General features: G+C 67.5%; 11 protein-coding genes. 2 read left to right on the top strand and 9 right to left on the bottom strand.

The features are described 5' to 3' along the window. The 4 genes from D187_RS40540 to D187_RS40525 form a co-directional block, all read right to left on the bottom strand. Positions 1 to 2,258 (bottom strand): ATP-binding protein (locus D187_RS40540; RefSeq protein ID WP_211241635.1); only part of this gene is annotated, 2,258 nt, incomplete at its 3' end. 92 nt (positions 2,259 to 2,350) lie between these two features. Further along, positions 2,351 to 3,913, bottom strand: coding sequence for a hypothetical protein (locus D187_RS40535; RefSeq protein ID WP_155893944.1), 1,563 nt, complete (start codon positions 3,911 to 3,913; stop codon positions 2,351 to 2,353). 44 nt (positions 3,914 to 3,957) lie between these two features. Next, on the bottom strand, positions 3,958 to 4,632 hold the full coding sequence (locus D187_RS40530; protein WP_002631286.1) for an SRPBCC family protein: 675 nt from the start codon (positions 4,630 to 4,632) through the stop codon (positions 3,958 to 3,960). After that, complete coding sequence (locus D187_RS40525; RefSeq protein WP_002631287.1) at positions 4,629 to 5,279, bottom strand: 2OG-Fe(II) oxygenase; 651 nt, start codon at positions 5,277 to 5,279, stop codon at positions 4,629 to 4,631. Before D187_RS40525 ends, D187_RS40530 begins: the two co-directional genes overlap by 4 nt. Positions 5,280 to 5,394: 115 nt before the next feature. Here D187_RS40525 and D187_RS40520 point away from each other — a divergent pair, with 115 nt between their 5' ends. After that, on the top strand, positions 5,395 to 7,353 hold the full coding sequence (locus D187_RS40520) for an ATP-binding protein (RefSeq protein ID WP_002631288.1): 1,959 nt from the start codon (positions 5,395 to 5,397) through the stop codon (positions 7,351 to 7,353). A 27-nt stretch (positions 7,354 to 7,380) separates the two neighbouring features. Here D187_RS40520 and D187_RS40515 read toward each other — a convergent pair whose 3' ends face one another. The 4 genes from D187_RS40515 to D187_RS40500 all read right to left on the bottom strand — a co-directional run bounded on the left by D187_RS40515 (position 7,381) and on the right by D187_RS40500 (position 22,235). Next, entirely contained in the window at positions 7,381 to 17,724 is a 10,344-nt protein-coding gene (locus D187_RS40515) for a hybrid non-ribosomal peptide synthetase/type I polyketide synthase (RefSeq protein ID WP_002631289.1), read from the bottom strand. Positions 17,725 to 17,791: 67 nt separating this feature from the next. Beyond that, positions 17,792 to 19,066, bottom strand: a complete 1,275-nt coding sequence (locus D187_RS40510; RefSeq protein ID WP_002631290.1) for a cytochrome P450 — start codon at positions 19,064 to 19,066, stop codon at positions 17,792 to 17,794. Between the two features lie 47 nt (positions 19,067 to 19,113). Further along, entirely contained in the window at positions 19,114 to 21,153 is a 2,040-nt protein-coding gene (locus tag D187_RS40505; RefSeq protein WP_002631291.1) for an AMP-binding protein, read from the bottom strand. Positions 21,154 to 21,443: 290 nt separating this feature from the next. Then, a complete protein-coding gene (locus tag D187_RS40500) occupies positions 21,444 to 22,235 on the bottom strand; it encodes an SDR family NAD(P)-dependent oxidoreductase (protein WP_002631293.1) in 792 nt (263 codons plus the stop codon). Between the two features lie 381 nt (positions 22,236 to 22,616). Between D187_RS40500 and D187_RS40495 the strand changes: the two genes are divergently transcribed. Next, complete coding sequence (locus D187_RS40495; RefSeq protein ID WP_043434092.1) at positions 22,617 to 23,987, top strand: glycoside hydrolase family 16 protein; 1,371 nt, start codon at positions 22,617 to 22,619, stop codon at positions 23,985 to 23,987. 82 nt (positions 23,988 to 24,069) lie between these two features. Here the strand turns inward: D187_RS40495 and D187_RS40490 are convergent, their stop codons facing one another. Continuing rightward, entirely contained in the window at positions 24,070 to 25,620 is a 1,551-nt protein-coding gene (locus D187_RS40490; RefSeq protein WP_002631295.1) for a glycoside hydrolase family 76 protein, read from the bottom strand. Positions 25,621 to 25,625 lie beyond the last annotated feature (5 nt).

The following is a 25,625-nucleotide window of genomic DNA, read 5'->3' as shown; positions in this document are numbered from 1 at the left end:
ATGGCCTGACGCAGGTTCTCTTCCCGATTGCCTGTGGGCAATTGACGAAGGGCAAGTCCCAGGTTGTTGTGTGCCATGGCCCAGTTCTCGGGCGAGGACTCTCTCGTCCATACCTCAAGGGCGGACTGGAAGGCAGAGATGGCCTGACGCAGGTTCGTCTCCCGATTGCCTGTTGGCAACTCACTAAGGGCAAGACCCATGTTGTTTTGTGCTGTGGCCCAGTTCCCAGGGAAGGATTTGCGATCACATATTTCAAGGACGGACTGGTAGCAAGCAATGGCTTGACGCAGACTGCGCTCTCTGCCGCCCAACGGAAATTCACGCAACGCATTGCCTATCCGCATGCAGGATTCGACAGCATCTTTTCGTCCCTGCCCAACCAGATCCATCATGCGCTCTGACGCAAGGATCAGATCCTGATGGAGATCGCCTTGCATCACATAGTCACGCTTGCGAAAAGCTTTGCCCATCAATCCAAACACATACGTGGCGTGATCAATAAAAAGAACAGCATCGAAACCCACTGAACGCAGGCGCTCAAGACAAAGTCGCACCAATGCTTCCAGTCGAACAACGCGCCCACTCTGAATGATCAATCCCCGATCAACAAGCCACTCAATTATGGGGATCGAACTCCGCACTCCGCTGACCTCTTTTACCAGCTCGATCCTTGATCCTCCTATCGAGCAAGCCCAGACAGTACGCAAGACGGTGTGCTCGTCATGCCCGAGTCCTTCGACCACTTCTTGGAGAACTCGCGGGATGACGTCCACCTCTTGAGACGAGGAGGACAGTGCATCAAGCGTGTTCTGAATGCCACGGTGACCGATCGCATTAGAAAGGAGCATAAGTGCGCCAGGATGCCGTCCGACGCGATTAATCAGGGCATCGGCGCCGCCCTGTGCGATCTCAGTGGCCAAATGAGACGTACGCAGTTCCACGAAACGCCGAGCGTCTTCCAGTGAAAACAGGGGGACATGAATTGCAATTGCATCATGGGCCCGCTGGAGAGCCTTTTGGGAAGACCGGCTGAGTACCAGCACCGCGCAATGCCCTTGTCCCGAGGGTAGCCACTCTTGGAGCAAATCTTCCTCTACCTCGTCCACATCATCCACGACGAGAAGGTACGTCCCTTCGGCCAGCCGAGCCTGAGCTTCCCGAACCCATCGGGGTACGCCTGACTTGTCCTTTCGCTCAGCCAGTGAATTTTGGGTATCCAGCTCCAGAGCAGCTGCCACCCGCAGCCAGCCCGCCAGCGGTCCCCCTGCAAAGTTGATCCAGACAGACTCCAGCCTGTGCTCCATCATCTGAGCGACGCTGGCAGCCACGGCCGTCTTTCCACAACCCGCCACCCCGTAAAGCACACAGGTTTGGATCCGATCCGAGGGCTCCAGCAGTCCGGTCAGCCGCTTGACGATCTCATCCCGGCCAATCAACCGCACCGCTGCCGGCCCTGGAAGACCGAGCCCGCGAGCCGTCGGCTGGACGAGGCGCTCCAGCATCTGACGAGCCGTGGAGGGCAGGCGTGGTCCCAGTTGCTCCGCGAGCTGTGCCTGGGTCGGCCGTCCTGGAGCGGACTCCAGACGCCCGATTGCGTCCAAGGGACGCCGCAAATCCAGGGGGTCCTCTTCATTCTGGGGCACCTGGTACAAGAGTCCCTGGTCGAACGCGCGGCGGAGTGCCTCCAGCCTGCCGAGAAGCGCGGCGTCGGTACTGATGCGACGCTCGGGTCCAGCGCCACCGAATGCGAGCGTCAGAAGCCATTGAACCACCCTGGCATCAACCCCCGTGAGCATCCAGTCGAGCACGGCCGCGAGTCCCGCACAGTAGAGCGAAGCGTCATCTGCCTTGGGGTTCTTCAGCAGGTGTGTCTGCACCCCATCCACGAAGCGGATGGCGGTGGCGGGTGTATCCGCGACACTCGCGACCCAAGAAGCGACTCGTGCGAGCCCCGACGCGCTGAGCTGGCGTCCAATGCACTCAGTGACCGCATCCCGGATGAGCAGCACTTCGCGTGGCAGATTCAGGGACCAGTTTCCCGGCACCCGCTCGCGAGTACAGAGCACCACGGACTCACGAATGGGCGCGGGAGGCTCCACGACCGAGGAGGGAATGAGCACGATGGCTCCCTTTCCCTCGGAGGCCTGCCAGCGCGAAGGATCCGCGGTGATGGCGACGGGCAGACCCAGGAGGAGGACCAGCGTATCGATCAGTTCCTCCAGTTCCTCGCGGCCCAGTGCCGTGGGCAGCCAGAGCACCTTCCCCAAAACGAGTTGCCCGAGCCCCCGCGAGACCGACGTCAGGCCCGGCCAAGTCCGGAGGTACGAAAGCCGCAGCGTCGGGAGGGCCGTCATGAGGGAGTCTTCTTGGCCAGTCGCAGGTAGGCGCACAGCGGATCGATGACAATCCGCGTGTCGTGGGGATCTCCCGCCATAGCCGGCCGGACGAGGCCCGCCTGCTCCAACTCCTTGCGATCACTTTCGGATAGGGCGTACGCCGCCGACTCCACCGGGCTCGAGGCCGCGCATCGCATGATGTCGTCGTCCGGCATGACGGAGGCAAGACGCTCGAAGATGCGAACACTGCTCCGAAAATTCTTCTCCCCAAGGTAGCGCAAGAGCGCCTGCTCCGCGCTCTCTCCTTCCACGGCGGCGCCATTGGCGAACCATGAGACCAGCTGGAGGAAATGGAAGGGAACGACCACGGGCTCATTCCGGTCAAAGGACTTGAGGAATTGGTCGCCCTGCTCTTGGAGCCATTGAACCTGCTCCGGCGTCAAGGGTGGACCCTGGACTTCCCCCCACCGCTCGACAGCGATGGCGGCCGAGTCTCTCGTCATGGGCGGAATGTGTATCGGCCGAAATTGTCTCGAGATGTCCTCGTGCATGTACTCCTGACGCAGGCTGATGACGAGGCATGTGGGTTTCAACTCGGTGAAAGGCCCAAGTATCCAACTCAGAGCGCGCGCCCGCTCATCGATGGAAGGGCCGATGGCGGAGGTCACTTCGTCGAGATCATCCAGGATGAGCAGGGTGGGCAATTGAGCGCGATTGGTTGCTTCAAAGAAGATGTTGAGGGCCTCCACAACGACCTGCGCGCTGATCCGCCACTGCCGCTCGACCTGGGTGGACTGAATCGAGGAAGCCCCACTCTTGCGAATGATGCTGGCCGCGATCTTGAGGGAACTCTCCAGGTCGGGAGTGATGGCTCCGCCCGCGATCATCTTGAGCTGGGAGATGAGCTGTCCTTCGATTTCCGCTGAGTTTTGACTGCTGGTGGTCTGATCGAGCTTCTCGGATTGCTTGGAACCCTGCCACTTCTGCACATACTCCAGCGCGATCGCCACGGCCCGCAGACTGATCCGTACCTTTTTGTAGAGTTCGTTTTCACGCAGGGGCAACAGTCTATGGAAGATCGAAAGGGAGAGCGCCCGATCCGTGGTCGCCTCCACCTGTTGCCGGATGTCCGCGAGCAGGGGGAGGAGGGGTTCCCTTCGTTGCTCGGACCTTTCATCCTCCTCCGCCACAGCCCTCTGGAGCGCGTCTCCGACCGCATCAACGTTCGAGACGTGCTTGCCCGAAACCCTGAGAATGATCCAGCGCTGCCTGTCGAAGGGTTCCAGCAAGGCTCCCGTGATGCCAGTCATCTTCTCGTAGGAGTGCCTCGCCTCGGGATCATCCCGAATGAGCCCGAGCGCCTGGAGGATGAGGGAGGATTTCCCCACGCCCTTGTAGCCGGAAACCACGTGCCGGAGCCTCACGTTCATGTTCCCGCCTCGAAGAGCATTACCGGCCTGGACGAGGGCATTGTGGAGCGTGACGAGCTGTGCCTGCCGGTTCGCGAAGGCATGGGCCTGCCCCGGTTCGGAGAACATGGGGATGTCGATCCAGGGCATCGATGATGGCTTCGGCATGGAGGCACCCTAGCGCAGCACCGAGACCGGTCAACGCGGCAGCCCTATCCGCCTCCACCCGGAAGCCCCCCGTGCAGCCGCGCGCGAAGCACCGCCCCCAGCACCCTCGCGGTCTCCTCGGGCAGGCGGCCGAGGTGCGTGTAGAGCGTCTCCTCCACCTGGGCGACCAACTCGGGCGCCGCCCCGGCCTCCCGCAGGCCGGCGAGCACCGCATGGGTCGCCAGGCCGAGCGGCTCGACGAAGCCACTCGACTCCTCCCAGAACTCCTCGAAGCAGGGCACGGCTTCTCCGGAGACGACCCGGGCCAGACGCCCCATGTTGGCTTCCCAGTACGCCCGGTGCGCCTGCTCGACCTCGCGGCTCGAGAACGGGCCCTGGCGCACCTCGATGCGCGTGCCCCCCTCCGCCGGATGGAGGGTGAATGAGACGCGCGTCGTCTCGCGGCCGTAGTCCTCCCGCCCCTCCCACGTCAGCTCCATCACCAGTCCCCGGCCGGGGTCCACCTCGAGCACGCGGCAGATCTGCGCCAGGGGCCTCTCCCGCTCGTCGAGCAGGTTCATCCGGAACGGCTCGCCCACCTCCGACTCTCCCTCCTCGCCGAGGCGCAGGCCTCCGGGCGGGGCCCCGTACCAGCGCCGCTGCCGGAAGGGATCCTCGAAGGCCGTGAAGACCTGATCCGGCCGCTGGGGCACCCACCACTCCATCGCCAGCTCGCTCATGCCTCCACCCCCCTCCGGGTCCGCAGCTCGAACCGCGGCACCCGCGCGAGCAGCGGCTCCGGCACACGGTACTGCTCCACCACCAGGCTGATGCGCGCCGCCGAAAGCCCGGGGGCCCCGGCCTCGACCGAGGCCACCTCGTGCACCAGGTCTCCCCGGAACGTCACCAGCGAGCGCGCGAGGGGAGCCAGCGCCGCCACGCGCTCGCCCCGGTGGTACAGCCGCAGCTCTCCCCCCGCGAGCCGCTCCGGCACCTGGACGTAGAGCACGCTCACCGCGATCGGGTTGCCCAGACCGGCGCCGTAGGAGCCCATGCTGCGATCCAGGTGCGCCGCCACCCCACGCCCGTTGTGCACCAGGAGCGGGTTGAGCAGGAACGCGTTGCAGCCCGGCAGGAGCGCGGCCTCGAGGAACGGGGCGAAGGCGGCGAACCGCTCCGTCACCTCGGCGCGGGCCTCGCGCCGGAAGGTGACCGAGAACCCATAGGTGCCCGAGAACTGCGCCGTCAGGTTGCTCTCCCCGAGCAGGGACGAGTCCAGGATGGCCGCGCGCATGGCGTCGATGGCGCTCGCGGGCAGGGCCTCGGGGGTGCGGTGGAAGAAGGTCTGGAGGCGGAAGGCCCCGCTCCAGGGCGGCTGGAAGCGCATGGGCGCAGTCTACTCCCCGTTTCCTCCCGGGTTGATGTCTTTCAAAACCAGTGAACTTCGCCCCTCAGGAAGAGATGGACGTCTGGATTGTCTTGTGGTCCTGGAGAGGATCCACATGACGAGCGTCGAAGGGGTGCAGGACGGATGGGCGGCTCGGGTGCTGGGACTGGCGCACTTGGAGAGCCCCGAAGGCAGACAGGTGCGGCTGGAGCGGCGGGCCGCGGTGATGCTGGCCTACCTGGGGCTGGAGGGCCCCTCGTCGAAGTTCGTCGTCGCGAGCCTGCTGTGGCCCGACTCGCCACCCACCACCATTCGCGCCAACATGCGCCAGTTGCTGCGCCGCCTGCGCCTGCTGTGCGACGGCGTGGAGTTGGTGGAGGCCACCTCCGAGCGTCTGGCCCTCGTGCCGGGGCTCCGGCTGGACGTCGCCCAGCTCAAGGCGGCGGCAGGGCTCCGCGCCCACTCCCAGGTGCTCGAGATCGCGCGGTCCTCGGGGAGCGGCTCGCTGCTCTCCGGTCTGGAGTTGGAGGACTGCGACGAGCTGTCACGCTGGCTGGACGGCGCGCGCACCGCCGTGGAGGGATGGGTGCGCGCCGCGCGCCAGCAGGGCGTCACCCAGGCCATGGCCCGAGGGGACTGGAACACCGCGTCCGCGCTGGTGCATGACTGGCTGCAACAGGAGCCCGAGTCCGAGCAGGCCGGCCGCCACCTCATCCAGTTGCACTACCTCCAGGGAGACCGAGACGCCGCCCTGGCCGCCTTCGAGCGGCTGCGCGCGACCCTCTCGCGCGAGCTGGATGTGGACCCCATGCCCGAGACGCTCGCCCTGGTGCGGCAGATCGAGAAGGGCACCGGGGTGCGGCCCTCCTCCCCGGCCGCCCCGGGTGCCCCCCTGCCCCTGTCCGTGCGACGCCCTCCCGTGCTCGCCGGCCGGGAAGCCGCATGGCGCGAGCTCGAGGAGGGCTTCGCCGCCAGCCAGTTGGTGTTCATCAGCGGCGAGCCCGGGGTGGGCAAGTCCCGTCTCGTCGAGGAGTTCGCCGCCAGCAAGGGACGGTGGGTGAAGCTCGAGGGGCGCTTCGGGGATCAGGCCATTCCCTTCGCCTCGCAGGCCCGCGCCTTCCGGCTCCACATGACCCACCGGCCCGAGGTGATCCTCCCGGACTGGGTCCGCACGGAGCTGTCCCGCATCCTTCCCGAGCTGGGGGGAGAGCGGCCGCCGCCGATGGCCTCGGAGGCCGACGAGCTGCGCTTCTACGACGCGAACGTGGAGGCCATGCGGCTGCTGATGGACGGCTACCGCGTCGTCATCACGGATGACGTGCAGTACTGGGACAGCGCCAGCTCCAAGGTGTTCACCTACGCTTTCGAGCGACTCCTGGACTCGAGCACGGACGCGGCCCACGCGCCCCGCTTCATCGACTGCTACCGCCGCGGCGAACTCCCGCCCTACTCGGAGAACAGCGTGCGGCAGTTGGTGGACACGGGGCGCGCGCGCCTCATCGAGCTCGGTCCGCTCTCCGAGGAACAGGTCCACCAGCTCCTGACGGGCCTGGAGCTGCCCGGTGCCGAGGCGCACGCCGACGCCCTCGCCCGCTACACCGGGGGCAATCCCCTCTACATCCTCGAGACGCTCAAGCACCTCATCGAGACGGATGGGCTGCGCAAGGACTGGCCGCACCGCCTTCCCCCGCCGGGACGCGTGGGCCCCCTGCTCCAGCGCCGCCTGGAGCGGCTCTCGCCCCGAGCCCTCCAGTGCGCCCAGCTCGCCGCCCTCGCGGGCCCCTTCTTCCGCACCTCCCTCGTGTCCGAGGTGCTCGAGCTGTCCGCCACCGAGCGTCTCGCGGCGCTCGCCGAGCTCGAGGCCGCCCAGGTCCTGGTGGGCGAGCGCTTCGGCCATGATCTGGTGGAAGAGGCCATCCGGGCCAGCGTGTCTCCCATCGCCGCCCGGGAGCTGCATGCGCGGCTCGCCGCCGTCCTCGAACGCTCCCAGGCGCCCGCGCAGATCCTCTCCCACCACTGGAGGGAGGCGGGCGAGCTGGAGCGCGCGCGGAGCATCCAGCCCCGGCCGTTGTGAGGAGATGTCCAACGTGAGCCCAGGGGCCTACGCGCCGCGGGGCCTGCTCTCCGCCAGACACCGATTCACGTGGTGGGCCAGCACCGCGACATTCGGGGACTGGAACAGGCTGCCATGGTCTCCGGGCACGAAGTGCACGTCCAGCGAGCCGGTGATGTGTCGACGCACCCGCTCCAGGGCGGCCTTCAGCGCGTCGTCGGTGTAATCCTCGCGCGTGTGGTCCGAGATCAGGAGGGTGACCGGATGGGGAGAGACCGGAGGCTCGTAGCTGTCGAGGATCCGGCTCATGATCTCCTCGTTGAGCCGCTTCGCATCGAAGAGCCGCCGCAGATCCTGGGCCTCCGTCGAGGCGGGGACGGCCTCGGCCTCCTTCAGCTTGCGAAGGGCCAACGCCCAGCGCTCGTCGGTACCGAGCGGCTCCAGCTCGGCGTAGAGGGCGGTGAGATCCCATCCCGCCTCCCAGCCAATCTCCCGGCCGATGAACCAGACGAGATCCGCGAGCGCGGCATCGTACCGGGAGGGCCCTGGAGGCACGGCATCGCCCCCGATGGGTGGATCCAAGAGCACGAGGCGAGCCACCTCCTGGCGCATCTCCGTCAGCCGCCGGGCGATCTCGAAGACGAGCAGACTGCCGGAGCAGAACCCGCCCAGGTAGTACGGCCCCTCGGGCTGGACCTTGCGGAGCGCCTCGACGCAGTCGAGCACCACGCGGTCGAAGTGCGCGCGGTCATACCGCCAGTCGTCCAGGGAGAGCGGGCTGCCCCGGGAGACCGCCTCGGCCAGCTCGGGCGCGAGGGCGGGGGCCTGCAGGCCGTAGAAGGGCTGGTCGGGATCCAGCTCACGCGCCATGTCCAGCAGCCCCACCACCACGTTGGACGAGTAGATGCCACCGAGCTGGGCGGCGAAGAACAACGGGTGGTGCTTGCCCTCCGGCCGCACCTTCACGATCGACGTCTTCCCCTGCCCCGCCGCGGCCTGTCCCTCCGCCAGGGAGGGGACCCCCAGGCTCTTCTGGTAGATGACCTGGGTCAGGTGGACGATCGTCGGGTCCTCGATGAAGAGCGCCAGGGGAACCTCCTGGCCGAGGTGCCGACGGATGCGCGTCATGAGCCGGACGCCGAGCAGCGAGTTGCCCCCGAGGTGGAAGAAGTTGTCCGTCACGCCGACGGGCTTCACGCCCAGCACCTCTTCCCAGATTTGAACCAACTCGGTCTCCAACGCGTTGCGCGGAGCGACGTGGACCCGCGAGACCGCCCGGCCCACGTCCAGCGCCGCCAGGGCCTTGCGATCCACCTTGCCGTTGGGCGTCAGTGGCAGCTCCGTCCCCGCGGTGATCGAGGCGGGGATCATGTAGGCCGGCAGCTTGTGCTTCAGGAACGCGTGCAGCTCTTCCACGGGGAGGGACTGTCCCTGGCGGAAGACCACGTAGCCGAAGAGGCGCGTGTCGCCGGGTCCAATCTCACGCGCGATGACCGCCACGTCGGCGACGGCCGGGTGCTGGCCGAGCGCGGCCTCGATGGCCCCCAGCTCGACGCGGAACCCACGGATCTTCACCTGGTAGTCCGTGCGGCCCAGGAACTCGATGGTGCCATCGGCGAGATACCGGGCCAGATCCCCGGTCTTGTAGAGGCGCGCGCCGGGCTCGTCGCTGAAGGGATCCGGAACGAACTTCTCCGCGGTCAGGGAGGGCTGTGTCAGGTAGCCCCGGGCCAGGCCGAGGCCCCCGATGTACAGCTCTCCCGTGACGCCCACCGGGACCTGATGCAGCCGCGGGCTGAGCACCCGGAGCTGGGTGTTGGCGAGCGGCCGGCCGATGGGCTCGGAGGCGTCCTCGCGGCGCTCACCGCGCACCTTCCCCACGCGGTGGGCGGCGGACCAGATCGTCGTCTCCGTGGGGCCGTAGAGGTTCCAGACGCGCCCTCCCCGCTCGAGGAGCTGCTCGGCCAGTTCCTGGCGCAGGGCCTCTCCGCCACAGAGGATGCACAGCCGCGGATCACCCCGCCAGCCCGCTTCGATGAGCATCCGCCACGTCGCGGGCGTGGCCTGCATCAGGCTGGGAGTGACGCGCGCCATCTCCTGGGCCAGCCGCTCGCCATCCGCCGCCGTCTCGCTGTCCGTCACCACCAGCCGCGCGCCCACGAGCAGCGGCAGGTAGAGCTCGAGCGCCGCGATGTCGAACGAGATCGTCGTCACCGCCAGCAGCACGTCCCGCGCCGTCGGCTCGAGCTGCTCCCGCATCGACTCGAGCAGATTGGCCAGCGCGCCATGGGTGATCTGGATCCCCTTGGGGATTCCCGTCGAGCCCGACGTGTACATCACATACGCCAGCTCCTCCGTCCCCGCCTCGTCCGGGAGATCCCCGGTGGGCTGCCGCGACAGGAGCGCGTGCTCGGCCTCGAAGCGGACCTGCCGCACCCCGCTCTCGGGGAGCCGTCCCGCCACGCGCTCCTGGGTCAGCAGCAGGGACAGCCGCGAGTGGTGGACCATGTGGGCCAGCCGCTCGGCGGGGAAGGACGGATCCAACGGCACGTAGGCCGCACCGGCCTTGAGGATGCCCAGCAGTCCGACGACCATCTCCACCGAGCGCTCGACGCAGATGCCCACGAGCGACTCGCGACCCACGCCCAGTGACCGCAGGCAGTGGGCGAGCTGGTTGGCCCGCGCGTTCAACTCACCGTAGCTCAGCGTCTCCCCCGCGACGGTCAACGCCGGCGCATCGGGCGTGCGGCGCACCTGGGCCTCGAAGAGCCGAGGCAGGGTCGCGCGGCCGTAGCTGGGGGCGGCGGTGCGATTCCATTCCGCGAAGCGCTGGCGCTCCTCGTGCGTGAGCATCGGCAGATCGCACAGGCGCTGTTCGGGATGGGCGGTGAGTCCCTCCACCAGGGTGCGGAAGTGGCCCATCGTCCTGTGGATCGTCTCCGCGTCGAACAGGTCCGTGTTGTAGTCCCACTCGAGGCTCAGCTCGCCGCGCAGCTCCTTGATGCTCAGCCCGAGCTCGGGCACGCCGAAGCTGATGGGCCGGGGGAACCAGTCGACCTCCAGCTCGAACATCTTCGGGGGCGGCACCGGACGGTCCAGGTTGAAGGCCACCGTGACGATGGGCGAGACGCTCGGATCCCTCGGCACCCGCAGCTTCTCCAGCAGCGTCGCGAAGCGGTACGCCTGGTGCTCGTAGTCGTCCAGCAGCACGTTCTTGACGGCCAGCAGGTGCTCGGAGAAGCGAAGTCCGCCCTGGACGTTCGTGCGCACGGGCAGCAGGTTCGCGCAGTGGCCCACCATCCCCTCGCTGCCCTCCACGGTCCGGCCGGAGGCGGGCACCCCGACGATGATGTCGCCCTGTCCCGACATCCGGTGCAGCAGACAGGTGTACGCGGCGAAGAGCGTCATGAACGGCGTGGCGCCGTAGCGCTGGCCCACCTTCCTCACGGCCTGGCACAGCTCACCGCCGATCGTGTCCGTCAGCCGCGCCGCCGCGAACGTCTTGACGGGCGGGCGAGGACGATCGAACGGCAGTTGCAGCACGGGCAGCGGCCCGGAGAACTTCTGGAGCCAGTACGCCTCGTGCTCGGCCAGCGTCTTCGCCTGCTGCTGCTGTTGCAGCTCGATGAAGCGCCGGAACTGCATGGGCTCGGGCAGCTCGCGGCGGACGCCCTCGCACGCCGCCGAGTAGAGCTCGGCGAGCTCCGCGATGATGACGGCCACGGACTGACCGTCACAGAAGATGTGGTGCGTCACCAGACTGAGGATGTGCAGCCGCTCCCCCAACTCGAGCACCTGCGCATGGAAGAGCGGCCCATGGACCAGGTCGAAGCCGGTCTCGCTCTGCTCGTCGAGCCACCGGAGCGCCTCCCGCTCGCGTGCGTCCTCCGGCACGTGCGAGAAGTCGACGAACGAGAGGTCCACCTTCACCGAGGGGTGGACGATCTGTCGATCCCCCTCGGCGCTGATGGTGGTCCGCAGCGCCTCGTGCCGATCGATGACGGACTGGACGGCGGTGCGCAGGGCCTGGGGATTCAGCGGCCCCGTGAGCGTCAAGGCGAGCGCCTGGTGCCCGCTCATGGAGTCCTCATCCGCCGTCATCTGGGCGACGATCAGGAACTCCTGCTGCGACTCGGTCAGCTCCAGGGTGGTGACCGCGGACTCAACCGACTTCACCGGGAGCTGGGCGGCGCTCGGCTCGCGGGCCGGGCCGGACGGGCCCGGAGCCCCCCCGCCATCCCCGCGAAACCGCTCCTTCAGGGCCACGAGTGTGGGCATGCTCGCCATCACGGCCTTGGGCTCCACCCCGAAGTCCATGAAGCACGCCACCTCGTCGACGCCGAGCGAGCGGATGTGGTCGAGGATCTCCTGGCAGGACTCCGGCGTACCGATCAGGGCGCTCGTGCGCGCATATCGGTCGTAGGCCATGGACAACATGTACTGCTTGTCGTCCGCCGTGAGCTGGTCCAGGTTGACGGGCAGGTTCTGACTCTTCGCCAGGTTCTGGAAGAGCGCGAAGTGCGTGGCGAGGTAGTCACAGAAGGGGCCACGCGCGGTGTCACGGACGGTCTGGAGATCCTCCCCAACGAAGGTGTGCATCAGGACCGTCACCTTGCCAGCGTCCGGATCATGCCCGTGGTCATGCAGGGCCTGCCGGTAGAGAGCGATGTTGCGCTCCAGATCCTCGAGCGTCTGGCCCATCAGGTTGGTCAGGACGTTGGCACCCATCTGTCCCGCCCGGACGTAGGTGTCCGGATTGTTCACGACGGTGATCCAGAAGGGCAGCTCGCGCTGCATCGGCGCCGGGAAGCAGCGCACGTCGAGCTCGTTCTTGCCCCCGCCGCGCGCACGCATGGACTCGCCACGCCACAGCTTGCGGATGGTCTCGACGCCCTCGAACATCATCTCGCGGTGCTTGCCGAAGGCCTCGGGCGCGAACACGAAGTCATCCGGATGCCAGCCCGAGGCGAACGAGAGCCCCACCCGTCCCTTGGACAGGTTGTCCACCACGGACCACTCCTCCACGATGCGCAGCGGGTGGTGCAGGGGTACGACGACGCTGCCGGCCCTCAGCGACAGGTGCTTCGTCTCCCGGGCCAGGGCGGAGCAGACCACCGCCGGATTCGGGGAGAGCCCGCCGAAGGCGTGGAAGTGGCGCTCGGGAAGCCAGACCGCCGAGAAACCATGCGCGTCGGCGTAGCGTGCGCTGTCGAAGAGGAGATCGTACTTGTCGTCCCGGAACGGCGCGTCGTACTTGCCGAAGAAATACAGGCTGAACTCCAGGTCGCGCGCCGCCCGCCGGACCTTGCCCTCCGAGTCGTCCGCGCCAGCCACCCGGTTGGACGTGCTCCGGGAGCGCCGCCGCTCCCAGAACTCCGTGCGGGGCTCCGGGAGCTGATCCCGCGCCTGCGCGCTCCCCTTCCCGGCGCCATTACCGGGGCTCGCGGCGGACACGGATGACGCTTGAGCGGGAGCGCTGGGGCGCGGCGTCTCGACAGCCCGCGGCGGAGGCCTGGTCGCACCGCCACCGCCGCCCGGTCCGGGTGTACCCGGAGACAGCTCGGGAAGGAAACCGCCCTGCCGCAGATCCTCCACGCTGCCGCGGACGGCCTCGAGGATGTGCGCGATGTCCGCCTCGGTATGGGCCGTGGAGAGGAAGCACGTGCGCCCCTCCCACACGTAAACGCCCCGCTCCACGAGGTGGTAGAAGAACAGGTCGAGGTTGCCCTTCAGCACGAAGCGGAACAACGAGCCGAAGTGGACGACCTGCGCGGGGACGCGCTGCTGCTCGAAGAAGGCGTTGAGCTGCGCGGCCAGCAGCGCGGTGCGCTCGTTCAACTGCTCCTGGAGCCGGGGGCCCTGCTCCTTGAGGTGCTCGAGCACCGCGTAGGCCGTGGCGAGCGATAGGGGCGGCTTGTTGAAGGTACCGGCGAAGAAGGTCCGGTCGGCCTCGGGGTAGGACTGGTCCCCGTAGTTCCACTGGCCTCCGTCGATGCCGTCCATGAAGCGCCGCTTGCCGGCCACGGCCGCCAACGGCATGCCACCACCGGGGACCTTCCCGTACGTGGCGAGGTCCGCGCGGACGCCGAAGTGCGCCTGGGCACCGCCCTGATGGATGCGGAATCCGGTGATGATCTCATCGAAGATGAGCGCCGTGCCCGACGCCTCGGTGATGGCACGCACCTCGTGGAGGAAGGCACGCGGTTGCAACTCCGGACGGCGGCTCTGCACCGGCTCCACCAGCACGGCGGCCAGCTCATGGGCGTGCTGGCGCAGATAGTCGATGGCGCTCTGCTCGCCGTAGTCGAGCACCACCACGTCCCGGACCGCGTTCTTCGAGATCCCCATGGCCACGGGAATGGCGTCCCCGTCACCGCCCTGCGCCTGCGCGAGGACACCGTCGTAATGACCATGGAACGAGCCCTTGAAGAGCACGATCCGGTTGCGCCCGGTGGCCGTGCGAGCCAGCCGCAGCGCGGTCATGACGGACTCGGTGCCGGACTGGCAGAACGTCACGCGCTCGGCGCCGGTCAGCTCGGTGAACAGCTCGGCGAGTTGTCCCGCTCGCTCCGGCTGGGGGCCGACACCATGGCCGAGCTCGAGCTGCTGCATGAGGGCCCGCTTGATGAACGGCGCCCCGTGGCCGAAGAGGTGGACGCCGAAGCCCATCGCGATGTCGACGTACTCATTGCCGTCGACATCCCAGATGCGCGAGCCCGCATAGCGGGAACCCACGATGGGGTAGCAGATCTCCTTGATGGGCATGCGCAGACCGGCCAGGGCCCGGTTGTCGGCCAGGACCGGACGGTGCTTCTGGGCCCACGCCTTGGAGCCGCCCGTACGCCGCGCGTAGCGCTCCATGAACGAGCGCAGGTACTGCTGCTGCCGCTGGTTCATCTCCGCCGAGTCCACCGCGACGGAGGCGGGCGAGGTGGCAGCGGAGAGGGGCTGGGGCGCGCGGGGCGGTTGGACGGCGGGAGCCGGAGCCGGGGCGGCCACGGCGGGAGAGACGATCACGGGGGGACTGCTCCGGGGCTCCGGCTCCACCGGGGGTGCCACGGGCGCCGGGGCGACCCGCGTTCCGCCCGCGTCCTTGAGCAGATCGAGCTGCTTGGAGACGATCTCGAGTTGCTGCGCGAAGAGCCGCTCGAGCGAACTCTCGGGGAGCGCCGGGGGGGCCTGCCGGACCAGAGCCGCCGGGGCGGGCGGCGAGGGCTGGGCGGTGAGCACGGGCTGCTGGAACACGGGCTGCTGGAACGGGACGCCATTGCTGGTGGGCGGCGCCTTCACGACGTTGGGGACCGGCGCCCGGGAGATGGAGCACGCGGTCGGCATGGCCTCGTCCCGCCGTGGCTCCGCCGCCGCCAGCACCGGGGCAGGACTCCTCACGGGAGCCGGAGGGAGCGCGGCCACGGGCGCGGGCTCCTCCGGCGGGAGGTGGCGCTCGATGTGGGCCGCGAGCGCTTCGATCGAGGTGAGCTCCTCGAAGAGCTGACGCACGGAGAGCTTGAGCTTGTAGTTGGCGTCGATGAGGCGGATGGCATCGATGAGCGAAATCGAGTCCGCGCCCATCTCCAGGAACGAAGCCTGGGGGTCGATCTCGGAGGGAGAGGCCTTGAGCAGGTCCGCCACCATCTTGCGCACGGCGGTGGTGATGGCCTCCAGACGCTTGGGCTTCGCGGCTTCGGCTGGCTGGGGCCTGGACACTGTGGCTGCGGCGGCTTTCTCACTCACCTCGATTGCCCCTTCCTTGAACCAGTAGCGCTTTCTCTCGAACGGGTAATGCGGCAGGGACACGCGCTTCCTGGGGTAGTCCCTGTCGAACCCCTTCCAATCCAGCTCCACGCCCCCCGAGCGAAGGGCGGAAAGGGCATCGAGCATCACGACCCAGTCGTTCCGGTTCTCCGCCAACGAGGGCAGCCAACCGACCTGGACGTCCGGGAGGCAGCGTGCTCCCAGGTGCGTCAGGATGGGCTTCGGACCGATCTCCAGGAACAGCTCACAGCCCTGAGCGTGCAGGGCGCGGATGCCCTCCAGGAACCGCACCGGAGCGCGGGTGTGCCGCCGCCAGTAGGCCCCGTCGAGGAGCTGTCCCGAGGCCAGGGCCTCGCCCGTCACGTTGGAGATGAAGGGCAGCTTGGGCGCCTGGTGACGGATCGTGCCCGCCATCCGCTCCAGCCCATCGAGCATCGGCTCCATGAGCGGGGAGTGGAACGCGTGGGACACGCGAAGCCGCTGGCAGCGCACGCCCTCGGCCTCGAACGCGGCGATGACGGCGTCGAGCGCCTCCTTCCGTCCGGAGACGACGATGCTCTCGGGCCCGTTGATCGCGGCGATGTCGAGCGCGCCGGCATACCGCTCGATCGCGGCCGCCACGCGGGGCTCGGGCGCGAGGATGGCCGCCATCGCGCCACCGCTGGGGAGCGCCTGCATCAGCTTCCCCCGCTCGGCGATCAGCCGCAGTGCATCCTCCAGGCGGAGCACGCCCGCGACGCAAGCCGCGACGAACTCCCCCACGCTGTGCCCCAGCACCGCCGCGGGCTCCACGCCCCACGACATCCACAGTCGCGCGAGCGCGTACTCCAGCGAGAACAGGGCCGGCTGTGTGAAGGCCGTCTCGTCGAGCGGCGAGGCCTTCCCCGGCTCGGGGAAGAGGACCTCCAAAAGGCTTCGGCCCAGGAGCGGGCGCAGGATCTTCGCGCAGCGGTCGAGCGCATCCCGGAAGGTGGGCTGCGTCTCATAGAGCTCGCGCCCCATGCCGGTGTACTGGGCGCCCTGCCCCGTGAAGAGGAAGGCCACCTTCGGGCGCTTGCGACGGTTGAGCTGCGCGTATGTCACGCCAGCCGCCGCCTGCTCGTGCTCGAAGGACGCCAACCGCTCGCGCAGCTCCTGGGGAGACGCGGCGACCACGGTGAGCTGATGCGCGAAGGGCGGGCAGCGCGTGTTGGCGCTGAAGCAGAGGTCGCCGAGCGCCACCTCCGGCTGCTCCTCCACATACGCCTGGTAGCGGCGGGCCAGTTCGCGCAGCGCGCTCGGGCTCTTCGCGCCGAGGGCGAGCACGTGCCGGGGTCGCTCACCCCCCTCGTCCTCGGGCGGCGCCACCGGAGGAGCCCCCTCCAGGACGAGGTGGGCATTGGTCCCGCCGAAACCGAACGAGCTGACACCGGCCAGGGCGGGCTCCGGCCGCTCGGGCCAGGGCTTCAGCTCCTGCTGGACACGCAGGGGAATCTTGTCGAAGCGGATGTAGGGGTTGGGGACCTTGAAATGGAGGCTCGGAGGGATCTGCCGGTGCTTGAGCGACAGCGCCACCTTGATGAGGCCCGCGATGCCCGCCGCGGCCTCCAGGTGGCCGATGTTGGTCTTCACCGAGCCCAGCGCGCAGACATTGCCCTCGGGGCGCTCCGCGCCCACCACGGCGGCGAGCGACTTCACCTCGATGGGATCGCCCAGCTTCGTGCCCGTGCCATGCGCCTCCACGTATTGCACCCGCGAGGGCGGCACACCGGCATCCGCGTAGGCCGCGCGCAGCACCGCTTCCTGCGCGGCGGGGTTGGGCGCCGTGAGCCCGTTGCTGCGCCCGTCCTGGTTGACGGCGCCGCCGCGGATGAGGGCGTAGATGGAGTCACCGTCCTCCAGCGCCTTGGACAGCGGCTTGAGGACGATGATGCCGGAGCCCTCGCTGCGGACATAACCGTTGGCCGCGGCGTCGAACGCCTTGCAGCGGCCATCCGCGGCCATGAACCCCGACTTCGAGTAGCCCACCGTCACCCAGGGCGACAGGACGAGCTGCACCCCGCCCGCGACGGCGAGGGAGGCGTCCCCGCTCCACAGGCTCTTGCAGGCCAGGTGCACGGCGACGAGCGAGGAGGAGCACGCGGTGTCCACGACCAGGCTGGGGCCCTGGAAGTCGAACAGGTAGGAGATGCGGTTGGCCGCGATGCAGTTCGTGTTGCCCGTGCCGATGTGGGCGTCGATGTTGCGCGAGTCCTGGCTCAGCAGCGTGTAGTAGTCGTAGCTGGACATCCCGACGAAGACACCCGTCTTGGAGCCCGCCAGCCGCTCGGGAATCAGGCCCGCGTCCTCCAATGCCTCCCACGTCACCTCCAGCAGCAGCCGCTGCTGGGGATCCATGGTGGTGACCTCGCGCGGGGCGATGCCAAAGAATTGCGGATCGAATTGATCCACCTGCTCCACGAACCCGCCCCAGCGGGTGCTCATCTTGCCTTCGGCGCTGGGGTCCGGATCGTAGAACGAGTCGATGTCCCAGCGTCCGGGGGGGACGGGGGTAATGGCATCCACGCCATCACGCAGGAGCTTCCAGAATGCCCTTGAATCCCTCGCACCCGGGAAACGGCAGCCCAGGCCGATGATCGCAATGGGTTCGCGGTTCATCAGATCTCTCGTGGATTGAACTGACAACCCGAGGGGGAAAGCCAGCCCTCCCCCCCGGGAGAACCCCTCACGGGGTGAAGGTGACGGGCAGCGTCTGCGGACCGCGGAAGATGATTTCCTTCATCCACTCGGTCTCACCGGGGACGAGCGCCATGTCGGGGAACTGCCGGACGAGCGTGCCGATCGCGATCTGTCCCTCGATGAGCGCCAGGGCCGCACCGAGGCAGTAGTGGATGCCACCCGAGAAGGCGAGGTGACGGTTCTCGCGGCGGGTGATGTCGAACGTGTCCGGCTGCTCGAACTGGGCGGGATCCCGGTTCGCCGCGCCCAGGGAGAAGTAGACCAGATCCCCCGCCGGGATGGTCTGCCCGTGCAGGACGACGTCCGTCTTGGGCACGCGCGTGTTGAGCTGCACCGGGCTGTCGTAGCGGAGGATCTCGTCGATGGCGCTCCGGATGAGCGTCGGCTCCTGGCGCAGCCGCTCGAACTCGCTCCGGTGGAGCAGCAGCGCGCGCATGCCGTTGCCGAGCAGGTTCACCGTCGTCTTCTCGCCCGCGATGAACATCAGCATGCAGACCGAGAGCATCTCGTCCTCGGTCAGCCGGTCGCCCTGATCGGTGACGGCGATGAGGCTGCTGATGAGATCGTTCTTCGGATTCCTCCGGCGCTCGGCGAAGAGCTCGCGGAAGTAGGCGAGGAACTCCTGCGCCACGTTGTTCATCTCCGCGTACTGCTCGAGCGAGCGCAGCGGATCGAGCACACGGGACAGGCCGTCGGCCCAGCGGGTCACCGAGGCGTGGGCTTCTTCCGGCACGCCGAGCATGCTGGCGATCATCGTCACCGCCAGCGGGCAGGCCAGGTCATTGACGATGTCCATCCGGCCGGAGCTCCGGACGCGGGCGATCAGCCGATCCACCGTCTCCTGGATGCGCGGGCGCAGGGACTCGACGGCGGTGGGGGTGAACGAGCGGTTGACCAGGCTGCGCAGCCGGGTGTGATCCGGCGGATCGCACAGCATGAGCCAGCGGCGCATGGCCGAGGCGAGCGTGCGCAGCTCGCCAATCTTCTTGCGCTCGAGGAACGGGCTCTTGCGCTCGATGCGGGTCGGGATGTCGAAGACGCCGAAGTTGTTGTCCCGAAGCAGGGCCTTCACATCCGCGTAGCGGGAGATGATCCAGGCCCCCATGACGGTGCGGTGGACGGGCGCTTCCTCCCGCAGCCGCGCGTAGACCGGATACGGGTCCGCGTGGAAGGCGGGGTCGAACATGTTGAACTTGATGGACGAGCGTCTGGGTGTACTCAGTTCCTTGACGTCAACGCTGGGACGCGCCACTGACTCCACGAATGCACCTCCTGACTTGTCGGGCCTCGCGGCCGTAGAACCTTCGCTCAGGCCTTCAGTTCATCGGCCAGGTGGCGGGCGAGGACCTCCGCGCTCGGGTGCTCCCAGAAGAGGGTGGGCTCGAACTCCCGGCCCAACCATCCCGCCAGCTCACCCGTCAGACTCACGGCCACGGCGGAATCCAGCCCGTAGCGGGCGAAGGGCGCCTGGACGTCGATCTCCTCGGCGGCGACGCCCAGGTACTGGGCCATGCGGCCGAGCAGCCAGTCCTGGATGGCCTCCTCGGAATGGCCATTCGCGGGCGCCGCCGCGGCAGGCGCCTGCTTCGCCTCCGTCTGGAGGTTCTCCACCCACTCGCCCACTGCGTTCAGGGTCTTGTGGAGGAAGCCATTGCGGCAGGCATGGCGCTGGATCTTCCCGCTGGACGTCTTGGGGATGCTGCTCGTCTTGATGAGCACCACGGCGTGGACCTGGAGCTCGTGATGCTCGGAGACGGCCTGGCGGATACTGCCCACCACCTCGCCCACGTCGAGGTCGCGCAGATAGCTGCGCTCGACCTCCTGGACGATGACGAGGCGCTCCTCGTCCTCCACCTCGACGGAGAACGCGGCGCCGCCGTTGGCCTTGAGGGCCGGGTGGCTCTCCTCCACGGTCTGCTCGATGTCCTGGGGATAGTGGTTGCGGCCACGGATGATGATGACGTCCTTGAGGCGGCCGGTGATGACGAACTCCTCGCCCTGGCGGAACGCCAGGTCACCCGTGCGCAGGAAGGGACCCTCTCCCGTGTCCGCCAGGCGTGCCTGGAAGGCCTCCCGCGTCAGCTCCGGCTTGTTCCAGTAGCCCTGGGCGACACTGGCGCTCGACACCCAGACCTCACCCACCCGATCCTCCGGGCACTCCGTGAGCGAGGCCGGATCCACGATGCGGACCTTCTCGAGCAGGCTGCGGCCGGAGGACACGAGCTCCCGTGCCCCATTCGCGCTGGCCGCCGCGTCCACGGGCACCACCCTTCCCTCCTCCAGGGCGTCAGCCTGGATGGAGTAGAGGCTGGACTGCCGCGCGGGCACCTTTCCGGAGACGAGCAGCGTCGTCTCCGCCATGCCGTAGCAGGGATGGAGGGCGGAGACGCGCAGGCCGTGCTCCTTGAAGGCGTCCGCGAAGCGCTGGAGCGTGCCGGGGCGCACGGGCTCGGCGCCGTTGAACGCCACCTCCCAGCTGCTCAAGTCGAGTCCCACCCGCTGCTCGGCGGACACCTTGCGGGCGCACAACTCGTAGGCGAAGTTCGGCCCGCCGCTCGTCGTCGCCCGGTAGCGCGAAATCATGTGCAACCAGCGCGCGGGCTTCTGGATGAACGCCGCCGGAGGCATCAGCACCGACTGGATGCCCAGGTAGAGCGGCTGCAACACATTGCCGATGAGCCCCATGTCATGGAACAGCGGCAGCCAGCCGGCGAACACGGTCCGCTCGGTGTGACCGAAGGTGAGCTGGATCATCCGCTCGTTGTGCAGCACGTTCCCGTGGGACACCATCACGCCCTTGGGCGCGCCCGTCGAGCCCGAGGTGTACTGGAGGAAGGCGAGCGTGTCGGGGCCCACCACCGGCTCCTTCCAGGCGTCCCGTCGCTCCACGGCAATGCCATCCGTCGCGAGCCACCGCAGCGTGCTCAGCTCGGGGACGCGCTCGAACTGCGTACCCAGGTTGGACGCGAGCGAGGACGTCGTGAGCACCCACTTCGCGCCCGCGTCCTCGATGACGGTCCGCAGCCGCGTGAGGTTCTGATTGTTGCGGGGCGGATACGCCGGAACCGCGGTCACCCGCGCGTAGACACAGCCCAGGAACGCGATGATGAAGTCCAGCCCTGGCGGATAGAGGAGCAGCGCCCGCTGATCCGTCGCTCCCAACTCCTGGAGCTGCGCGGCCACGGCGCGCACGCGCTGCTCGAGCTGGCCAAACGTCAGGACGCTCGACTCCTTCTCTCCGTCCTCCAGGAAAACAAAACTCGTCTTGTCGGGCCGGCGCTCGCTGTGGTGCCTGATCAGATCGATGAGACTATGGAACTGCGCTCCATGGACCGGGTCTGCGGCCATCGACACACTTCTCCCGCGATGAAGGTTCGTCAGCGTTCAGTTCGCCAGGCGAAGCCTGGGCGGGCAGCGGAACCCAGCAGGTGCAATCCCTGCCAGGCGACAATCCCACCGATGCAATGGAAAGCCGCCGGGAGGCTTCCCGCTCCACCAGTCGTTGCCGTGAACCGACTTGCCCTACAGTGAAGGGTTCTACACTGAACGGAATGTGAGCACAACAGGCCAGGTGTCAATTTCTCGAAAAACGCGTCCTCAACGGATTGATTTGGGAATCACGGTGGTGAGAGGTGTGCTCACCGGGGACGGTTCATCAGGGTGGCGGAGACGCTCGCCGCGGTGAACCCTCCATCCACGGCGAAGTCCTGGCCGGTGATGAAGGAGGACTGGGGACCGAGGAGGAAGGTGACGAGCCCGGCCACCTCCTCGGGCGTACCGACGCGGTTCATCGGATGGAGAGAGGCCGCGAAGGCGCGTCCCATGCGCTCATTGAGGCGCCAGCCAGCGGTGGCCATTTCGGACTCGATGACCCCGGGGCTCACCGCGTTGACACGGATGCCCTTCTGCGCGTGCTCGACCGCGACACCTTGGGTGAGCGCGATCAGGGCGGCCTTGGAGGCGCTGTAGGCGGACAGTCCTGGCATGGAGCGCGAGGCGCTCACGGATGCACAATTGACGATGGAGCCCCCTCCCCCCGCGAGCATGGCGCGCAGCTCGTACTTCATGCACCAGAAGGCCCCGCGCAGGTTGGTATTGAGGATGGCTTCGTAGTCCTCGGTGGTGGTGTCCAGGAAGGGCTTGGACAGACTGCCACCCGCGTTGTTGAAGGCGCCATCCAGTCGGCCGTAGGTGGAGAGCGCGGTCTCGACGAGCGCCTCGATGTCGCGCTCGACGAGGAGATCGGCGCTGACCCAGGTGGCCTCGCCGCCCCGCTCCCGGATGCGCGCGATGAGCTCCTGGCCCTGGGCCTCGCGCCTCGCGCTCGCGATGACCTTGGCCCCTTCGTCCGCGAGCGCCAGGGCCGTGGCCCGGCCGATGCCCGAGCTCGCTCCCGTCACGATCACGACCTTGTCCTTCAAACCACCCATGTCGGAACTCCCGGCGTACGCGAGAAATGCACCGGGAGTTCACGCCCGCGTGCGCGGAAGATCAAGTCCTGGCTCCGGCGGCGAGGAGCCACACCCCGAGAGGAGTGCAGCGGTAGCAAGGGTGAAACCCAGCGATCGAAACGTTCTCATCACGCTCCCAGGCAACGAAGATACCTGCCGCCGCAGGCAGTGAGACGGTTGAGTCAAAAAACATTGACGCGAGCGGACCAGATGGGAGCGCGCGTTTCTCAATTCCTGGAGCCCAAGAAGAACATCTGGTCAAGCAACAGTTTTTCTAGTACTTCGGATAATCTGCATGTTTCACGGTTTTTTCGGAATCGACACGCCTCTGTCTTGAATCACCCTGCCCCAGGTACGACTATGTCCCCCAAGGTCTTCTCCTCGAAGTTCATGGCAGCCTATTGCCTCGTGGCGCTCTCCGGATGTGGGCTGGACGCCTCCGAGACCGCGCCCACCGCGCGGGCCGAAGCGGTGGCGCAAACCCAGTCCGAGCTCGAGTATGACCCGGGCTCCGGATGGAGCCTCGCGTGGTCGGATGAGTTCGAAGGCACCAGCCTGAACACCGGCAACTGGACCACGCTCAACAGCGATTTCGATCCCGTCACCAACAACTGCAACTTCGGCACGGGGGAGCTCGAGTATCCCCGGACGCAGAACGTGTCGGTGAGCGGCGGCAAGCTCATCCTCAAGGCCGAGCGCACGGCGGCGACGACGGTGAGTGACACCCGGTGTGGCGCCCATCAGCGCACGCTGTTCTCGGGCCGTCTGCACTCCAAGGGCAAGGTGGAGCGGCGCTACGGCAAGCTCGTGGCGAGCATCAAGGTACCCTCGGGCTACGGCATGTGGCCGGCGTTCTGGACGCTGGGCTCCAACGTGCAGAGCGTGGGCTGGCCCTCCAGCGGGGAGATCGACATCCTCGAGTGGCACTCCAACGAGCCCACGTGGATGAAGTCCGCCAATCACTGGTACAACGGTGGCCAGGCGGACTGGGGCACGGGCCAGAGCGGCGGCTACAACCTGGCCGACTCCTTCCACACCTACGAGGTGGAGTGGACCGCCAGCACCATGGTGTTCCGGCTGGATGGCAGGTACGCGGGCACGACGTTCTACCACAACGAGACCGAGTTCCAGCAGAACCACTACATCATCCTCAACCTGGCCATGGGCGGTAACTGGTATGGCTTCCCCGCCGCCGGCAGCATCGCGCTGACGCAGGGCCAGCCGAAGACCATGGAAGTGGAGTGGGTGCGTTGGTACCAGCAGGGCAGCACCCCGCCCCCGCCCACGGGCAGCGGGGTCTCCAACGCGAGCTTCGAGTCCGGCATGGCCGACTGGTCGACCTGGACGCCGAACGGCACCGCCGGCGCGGCCTTCAGCGAGACCTACAACGGCGGGCACTCGGGCTCCTACCACCTGACGCACTGGAGCAACTCGCCCTTCGAGACCTGGACGTACCAGGTGAAGACGGGCCTCGCCAATGGCAACTACAAGGTGCGCGCCTGGGTGCGCAAGGGTGGCAACTTCGCCATCGCCCGGCTCCAGGGCAAGACGAGCGGCTCGGCCGCGCCGGTCTACACCACGCTCGGCACGTACGGCGCCTGGTCGCTGGTCGAGACGCCCACCATCAACGTCACCAGCGGCTACCTGGAGTTTGGTTTCCACACCCAGGCCACCACGGCGGACGGCGCCAACTTCATCCACATGGATGACGTGGAGCTCGTGAAGCTCTAATCCAGAGTCTCTCCGAGTACCCGGGAGGTGGAGGGTCGTCCTCCTCCACCTCTCCCTCAATCCGGAAGAAGGGCCCTCCGCCTCAATTCACGGTGAGGCTGTCGAGGTTCAGGTAGTTCGAGCTGCCCTGCGAGCTGTTGTAGATGAGCGAGACGGTGCTCCACCCGGCGGGCAGGTTGGAGGTGACACTCACGGTGCCGTAGGTATTCCAGGAGCCGGTGCCCGGGAAGCTCTTGTTGGCCACCGCGTTCGCGCCGTTGATGAAGACGAGGCGGCTGGCATTGCCCGCGCCCCCCGCGTACCGGAAGGTGAGCGTGCGCGTGCCCGCCGTGGCGTTGTACACCCGGAAGTCAATCCACTGGCTGTCGCCGTTCCACCCCGCGACATACCCCCAGCCCGTGAAGCCCGCGCCATTGGCTTCCAGCCCCAGGCGGTGCAGCACGGCGTTCTCGGCCTCGTACCGGTTGGAGGGAATGCCCGAGCCGGGATAGGCGCCGTAGTGCTGGGCGAAGCGGTTGAGCGCCGCGGTCGCCGCGCTCTGCTGCGGCTCGGAGGCCCCCGACATGGACGGACCGGCCCAGTTCACCGCGAAGGTGTCGTTCGTGGTGTTGCGCGCCTGGTTCCACAGGGCGTCCGCGCTCGCCTTCAACACGTTGTAATAGGCCGTCTTGCTGGTGTCCTTCTGGTACAGGCGGAGGAGATACCGGTAGCCCGGGCCCTTGAATTCATGGCAGTCCCCCGCGCAGCCGGTGTTCGTGCCGTCATACAAAACATTGCCATACAGGCTGGAGGTGACCTCCTGGCTGACCATGAAGCCCGCGAAGCCGTGCGCCCGGTTGAGATAGGTCGCGTTCTGGGTGGCCTCGTACAGCTCCACGCTCGCGCCAATCATCAACCCTTCGTTGTAGGTGAACTTCCACCAGACCTTCGTCCCGTTGGGCTCGAAGTGGTCGGCGACCTGCCACGTCGAGGTGTTCACCATGTTGTTGAACCAGTAGTCATACACCTGCTGGGCGAAGGAGAGGTACGAGGCATCCCCCGTGCGGCGGTAGAGCCGCACGCCCGCGATCACCGGCCCCGCGTTGGAGGCGGTGGCCTTCTGCGTGTGCGCCCGGTTCCACCAGATGCCACCCCGGGTGGTGCCACAACACGTGGTGTCCCACGCGTTGCGGATGTCGGCGTAGAGTTCCTTCGCCTTGTTCAGGTATTTGGCGTCGCCCGTGAGGTCATACGCGCGGATGAGGGCGAGACTCATCCAGGCCTCGTCATCGTAATAATCCACGAACCAGCCGCGCTGCTCCTGGCCCAGGTAGAACGTCTCGATGAGGCCCAGGTACTGCTGCTTGTTCGTCCGCTCCACCCCATCCAGCACCGCGTCCAGGCCATTCGCATACGTCCAATAGCCCGTGGTCGAGCCGTTGGACGGGTAGCTCGCATGCAGGTACTGCGCATCCGCCTTCCAGAACTTCAGCAGGTAGCTCTGCAAGGCCTTGTCGGCGCGGGCGTGGTAGTCCGCGGCGCTCTGGGCCGAGGCGGAGGGCGCCCACAGCAGGATGGCGCCCAGGCAAGCAATGAGAGACCTCGCCGTGAACTTCTTCGCGCGAGGGGTGATGGCTTCGGGGGAAGACTCCATGGAAC

It is taken from the genome of Cystobacter fuscus DSM 2262 (assembly GCF_000335475.2).
Classification (GTDB): domain Bacteria; phylum Myxococcota; class Myxococcia; order Myxococcales; family Myxococcaceae; genus Cystobacter; species Cystobacter fuscus.
Note: the sequence above shows the minus strand (reverse complement) of the source record. Positions and strands in the feature narration are given on the sequence as shown.